The organism is Bacillus sp. MBGLi79 (assembly GCF_002953915.1).
This window is the reverse complement of record NZ_CP026521.1, coordinates 1,965,736-1,969,920: the sequence shown is the minus strand read 5'-3', so window position 1 is coordinate 1,969,920 and position 4,185 is coordinate 1,965,736. Positions and strand designations below refer to the sequence as shown.

Genomic DNA, 4,185 nt, shown 5'->3' with positions numbered 1-4,185 from the left:
TTTCAGGGGTTGCCGAACCGTCAATGACCTTCGGAACCGTTTCGGAAAGAAGCTCAGCCCCGGCCTTGCTCAGCTTGTCGTGGAGCGTGCCGACATTATCGGTTTCTTCGATGTCAACTTCGACTTTGGCAAGCATATCGCCTGCATCCAATTTTTCGACCATGTACATGATCGTCACGCCCGTTTTCTCTTTGCCTTCCAGAATGGCGTAATGGATCGGAGCTCCTCCGCGCAGCTCGGGCAGAAGAGAGGCATGGACATTGATACAGCCGTATTTCGGATAATCGAGGAGCTTTTTCGGCAGGATCTGCCCGAATGCCGCGGTTACAATTAGATCGGGTTCAAGCGCCAAAATCCTGTCCGTCTCCGCATCTTCCCTCACTTTTTCAGGCTGGAGCACGGGAATGCCGCGGCGCAGCGCTTCCTCCTTGACAGGCGGAGGGGTCATCACTTTTTTTCTGCCTTTCGGGCGGTCAGGCTGGGTGACGACACCCACCACCTCATAGCCGTCATCAATCAATGTGCTGAGCACCGGGACGGAAAAATCCGGCGTTCCCATAAAAACGATCCTTGTCATCCAATCATCCTTCCATTTCCTCAAGTTCTTCCGCATCATAATAGCGCGTAACTTTTGATGTGAATAAAATACCGTCCAAATGGTCGATTTCATGCAGCAGCGCCCGCGCCAAAAAGCCTTCAGCTTCAATCGTGAACGGTTTTCCGCGGCGGTCGAACGCCTTGACCTTTACATAATCCGAACGCTTCACTTCACCGTATAGATCGGGAAAGCTCAAACAGCCTTCAGGGCCCGTCTGTTCGCCGCTCTCTTCGATGACCTCCGGGTTGACCAGTTCAATTCTGCCCGTGTCATCGCCGATATCGACGACTGCCGCTCTTTTTAAAACGCCGATTTGCGGGGCGGCAAGCCCGACTCCGTCCAGCTCAAGCATCGTATCATACATATTGTCGAGCAGTTTCTTTAATGATTTATCAAAAGACGCAACGGGTTCGGCAGGGGTTTCAAGAACCTCCGCCGGATACGTTACGATCGGTTTTACTGCCAATCTAGAAGCCCTCCATCACACTGTTATTTTTACATCATCATATATGGATTCATGTCGATCGAAATCATCAATTGCTTTTGTTCAATATCTCGTTTGTAATGATCCATAATGTTTTTAAGCAACGATGTAAGCTGGTTTTCCTGTTTGTATTTTATCACGCATTGATAGCGATATCTATCTTTGATCCTGGCGATCGGCGATGCGACTGGGCCGAGAATCTTCGCCTCGCTTGAAATGTTCTTTTTTAAATAGTTGGCGATTTTTTCAGTCACGAGCGCCGCCTTCGTCACTTCTTCGTGCGATACGCTGACGAGCGCCAAATAATAATAGGGAGGATAGGCCTGTTCCCTTCTGTGCAGCATCTCCTGCCGGAAGAACGTTTCATAATCGTGCGTTTTCGTGAGCTGAATGCTGTAATGGGACGGGGTGTACGTCTGAATGATCACCTTGCCCGGCTTTTCGTGGCGCCCCGCTCTTCCGCTCACCTGTGTCATCAGCTGGAACGTTTTTTCAGCGGCTCTGAAATCGGGGATGTGCAGCATCGTATCCGCGCTCAAAACACCTACGAGCGTGACGTTTTCAAAATCGAGCCCTTTGGCGATCATCTGTGTTCCGAGCAGAATATCGGCTTCACCTTTGCCAAAGGATGTGAGCAGCTTTTCATGCGCTCCTTTTCTCGAGGTTGTATCGACGTCCATGCGGATCACCCTTGCAGCCGGCAGTACCTTCGTCAATTCTTCTTCGACCCGCTGTGTGCCTGTGCCAAAGTAGCGGATATGCTCGCTTCCGCATTCGGGGCAGCTTGACGGCATGCCGGTTTCATAGCCGCAGTAATGGCACTTCAGACGCTGTCCATACCTGTGGTACGTCAACGAGATTTCGCAATGAGGGCACTGGATGACATATCCGCAGTCCCTGCACATGACAAATGAGGAATATCCCCTTTTGTTTAAAAAGAGAACGGCCTGCTCTCCTTTTTCAAGGGTTTCCTCAAGTCCGGCCATATAGTCTTTGGAAAACATCGAGCGGTTTCCGCTGCGCAGTTCCTCCCTCATATCGACGAGAGACACGTCAGGCATGACTTGGTGATTGACGCGGTGCTTGAGAGAAAGAAGCTTGTACACGCCTTTTTTCGCCCTTGCGAACGATTCGAGCGTCGGCGTCGCACTGCCGAGGACGACAGGACAGCGGTGGTATTCGGCCCTTTGAATCGCCGCTTCTTTCGCATGGTATCTCGGCATCTCTTCCTGCTTGTACGATGTTTCGTGCTCTTCATCGATAATAATCATGCCGAGATTTTCAAACGGCGCGAAAATCGCCGAGCGCGCCCCGACGACAAGCCGGACTTCTTTGCGGTGGATTTTCCGCCATTCATCATATTTTTCTCCTGTTGAAAGCCCGCTGTGCAGGACGGCTACCTGTGAGCCAAAGCGGCCTTTAAAGCGGTTGACCATCTGCGGCGTCAGCGAAATTTCCGGAACGAGAACGATCGCTTCTTTGCCGGCTTCCAGCACCTTTTCGATCGATTGCAGATAGACTTCCGTTTTTCCGCTTCCGGTCACTCCGTGAAGAAGAAACACATCGTGCCGCTTGTCTTCGATCGCCTCTGCTATCGCCTCATAGGCCTGCGCCTGCTCTTCAGTCAGCGGAAGCGGTTCGGTTTTTTTGAACATTCTGTCCTGATAAGGATCCCTGTAAACCTCCTCTTCGCTTTCCTTTAACAGCCCCTTGTCGATCAGCGCTTTTACGGACGCGGAAGAGCCTCCCGTTTTGCCGATCAGCTCTTTTGCCGGAACAGCACCGGATTCTTTGCGGTCGATGAAAAACTGAAGGACCGCTTTTTGTTTGACAGCTTGCGGGGAGAGGCTGTCAAGCGCTTCTTTTAAATGTTCTTTCGCACAAAGGGGAGCGATCATTCTCCGCGTTTTTTTGTTTGTTTTCTGCTTTACTTTATAGGCCACTTCAAGGTTGCCCTCTTGAACCTGGCGCTGAATCAGCTTTAATGTCCCATGGTCATCTATATCGGAATAAGAAAGTGTTTCTTTTTGCAAGAACAGGGTTTTAAGCGGTTCGGGAAGCGGCTTATCACCGATCACCTTGATTTCTTTGCCGTATTTTGCTTTCATAGCCGCGGGGAGCATCGCCTGAAGAGCCGTAATTTTAAAAGAAAGTGTTTTTTCTGTCAGCCAATCTGACAGCTCAAGCAGCTCCTCCGTCAAAACGGGCGTCAGATCAAGGATATCCTGGATATCCTTAACCGAACGGCCGGCGAGCTCAGACGATTCTTTCACGCCGGTGACAAATCCCTGGATTTTGCGGGCGCCGAACGGAACAATCACGCGCATCCCTTTTTTAATCATCCCTTTGAATTTGTCGGGAATGCGGTAGTCAAACGGTCTGTCGATATTTTTGGTTGTAACATCGACGATCACTTCAGCGAAATTCATGAGGACGTTCCGCTCCGGCCGGCAAGCTCAGCGGCTTCCTTCAAGACTTCGGCAGCAACCTCCCGTTTTGACATCAGAGGGTGCGCCGTCTTTTTGCCGTCTCGGTGAAACACCGTCACGATGTTGGTTTCCGTTCCAAAACCGGCCCCTTCGGCCGTGATATTGTTGGCGACAATCAGATCGAGATTTTTTTTCTCCAGCTTTTGTTTGGCATAGTCTTCGACGTGCTGCGTTTCAGCTGCAAAGCCGACCAAGACTTGCTTTGTTTTCCGTTCTCCCAGCGCTTTTAAAATATCCTTCGTCCGCTCAAGCTCAATGACGAGACCGCCGTCCTTTTTCTTCATTTTTTGATCGTAAATATGCTTTGGCCTGTAATCAGCGACAGCTGCCGTTTTGATGACGATGTCGCTCTCATCGAAAACAGATAAAGCCGCTTGATACATATCTTCTGCAGACTGAACATGAATAACGTCAACTCCTGCGGGATCATCAAGCGATGTCGGGCCGGCAATCAGCGTTACGCGCGCTCCCATTTTCGCCGCTTCCTCAGCGAAAGCATAGCCCATTTTCCCTGTCGAACGGTTGGAGAAAAAGCGGACGGGATCGCTTTGTTCTCTTGTCGGGCCCGCTGTAATTAAGAGACGCTGTCCGACAAGCAAACCGCTGGTGTCGTT

At 50.7% G+C, this 4,185-nt stretch carries 4 protein-coding genes; all 4 read right to left on the bottom strand.

Going from position 1 to position 4,185, the window contains the following annotated elements:
* Positions 1-577: methionyl-tRNA formyltransferase (gene fmt / locus C1T29_RS10025; RefSeq protein WP_208945673.1), on the bottom strand; the 577-nt coding region annotated here is incomplete at its 3' end.
* 4 nt (positions 578-581) lie between these two features.
* Complete coding sequence (def, locus tag C1T29_RS10020) at positions 582-1,064, bottom strand: peptide deformylase (RefSeq protein ID WP_020451347.1); 483 nt, start codon at positions 1,062-1,064, stop codon at positions 582-584.
* Between the two features lie 29 nt (positions 1,065-1,093).
* The gene (gene priA / locus C1T29_RS10015) at positions 1,094-3,511 is read right to left on the bottom strand and encodes a primosomal protein N' (RefSeq protein ID WP_208945672.1); all 2,418 of its coding nucleotides are present in this window, start codon (positions 3,509-3,511) and stop codon (positions 1,094-1,096) included.
* Positions 3,508-4,185, bottom strand: a 678-nt coding sequence (gene coaBC / locus C1T29_RS10010) for a bifunctional phosphopantothenoylcysteine decarboxylase/phosphopantothenate--cysteine ligase CoaBC (protein ID WP_208945671.1), incomplete at its 5' end; no start/stop codon positions are given. The genes coaBC and priA, both read right to left, overlap by 4 nt.